The 1445-nt window shown below is 75.3% G+C and carries 3 protein-coding genes; 2 read left to right on the plus strand and 1 reads right to left on the minus strand.

Annotation, left to right across the window (positions count from 1 at the left end; translation table 11 throughout):
• A partial coding sequence (locus NH602_RS30800) for a helix-turn-helix domain-containing protein (protein WP_256496178.1) occupies positions 1 to 154 on the plus strand: 154 nt, incomplete at its 5' end.
• A gap of 9 nt (positions 155 to 163) precedes the next feature.
• On the opposite strand, the gene NH602_RS30805 is transcribed toward NH602_RS30800, so the two are convergent.
• On the minus strand, positions 164 to 1033 hold the full coding sequence (locus NH602_RS30805; protein WP_179762353.1) for an SAM-dependent methyltransferase: 870 nt from the start codon (positions 1031 to 1033) through the stop codon (positions 164 to 166).
• 109 nt (positions 1034 to 1142) lie between these two features.
• Between NH602_RS30805 and NH602_RS30810 the strand changes: the two genes are divergently transcribed.
• Positions 1143 to 1445 (plus strand): hypothetical protein (locus NH602_RS30810; RefSeq protein WP_253069684.1); only part of this gene is annotated, 303 nt, incomplete at its 3' end.

The following is a 1445-nucleotide window of genomic DNA, read 5'->3' on the forward strand; positions in this document are numbered from 1 at the left end:
CGCCGACGTCGCCCGCAGGCTCGGGGTGGGCCGCCCCGCCGCCTACGCCCGGCTGCGCCGCCTCTCCGGCCTGCTGGGCCTCGACCTCACCGACCCCGAGGTGCGGACCGCGCTGCACATGGCCCTGCTGGTCGACGCCCGTGCCGCCCGCTGAGCCCGCCGTTCAGGGCCGGTCGGCCCACAGCAGCGTCGCCGAGCCGAGGGTGTCGGTGACCGTGTCGTGCAGCGGCCGCCCGTAGCCCGCGGCGACCTCGCGGACCGGGCGGGCGGTGACCGTCCAGCCGTGGCGGCGCAGCCAGTCGTCGCAGGACTCGGCCCGGGGCTCGGCGAAGAACAGCTCGCGGACGTCGGTGGTGTGCAGCATCTCCTGGGCCGCCTCGCGGAACGACGGATCGTCCGCGATCCGCTCCACCTGGTCGCCGAAGTGCTCGACGGCGATCCGGCTGCCCGGCACCGACAGCGCGTGCACCCGCTCGAAGAGGAGTTGCTCGGCGTCGGCGGGCAGGTAGGGCAGCAGGCCTTCGGCCAGCCAGGCGGTCGGCCGGTCCGGGGCGAAGCCGGCCGCGGTGAGCGCGGCGGGCCAGTCGTGGCGCAGGTCGACCGGCACGGTGACCCGGCGCGCGGTCGGCGTGATCCCCGCTTCGGCGACGACCCCGTCCTTGAAGTCCAGCACCTTCTGCTGGTCGATCTCGAACACCGTGGTCCCGGCGGGCCACGGCAGGCGCAGGGCCCGCGCGTCGAGGCCCGCGGCGAGCAGCACGACCTGGGTCGTCCCTGCGCCGGTCAGGGCCTCGTCGAAGAACCGGGAGCGCACGCCCTGGTAGCCGGCCTGCACGACCCACGGGTCGGCGGCGTCGCCCGGGTCCCGCGGCACCGCCGACAGCGTCCCGGCCGCGTCGACGAACCGCTGGGCGTACGGGTCGTCGACCAGCCGGTCGGCGCGGCGGGTCTCCAGCGCCCGCCCCGCGGCGACGGCCAGGGCGGTGGCGCCCACGCTGCTGGTGATGTCCCACTGATCGTCGGCTGTGCGCATGACGATCACGCTAGGAGCAGACGGTTAGCGTTGCTCATCAGTCACGCGGATGATCACTCGCACGGCGCAGGCGGTACCGGACACCGGGTCCCATACCGACCCTGCGTGTGTGAGCCGTAACACCACGTGGATCGGCGGCGAGGGGGGCCACATGGACCTCCGCCGGGTCACCGGCTACCTCGCGCTCACCCTGCTCGCGCTGTACTGGCTGTGGGTGCTCACGCGCACCGCCCCGGTGCTGCGACGCGGCTGCCGCGACCGGCCACTGCGCCTGCGGCTGACGCTGCTCCGGACCGCCGCGCTCGGCTGGACCGCACTGTTCGTCGCGACCGTGCACTTCTGGGCGACGTCGTGGTGGCACGTGGTCGTGGCGCTGCCGGTCGCGCTCGCGGGCGGGGCCGGGCTGCAGCGG

It is taken from the genome of Pseudonocardia sp. McavD-2-B, from assembly GCF_024124365.1.
Classification (GTDB): Bacteria; Actinomycetota; Actinomycetes; order Mycobacteriales; family Pseudonocardiaceae; genus Pseudonocardia; species Pseudonocardia alni.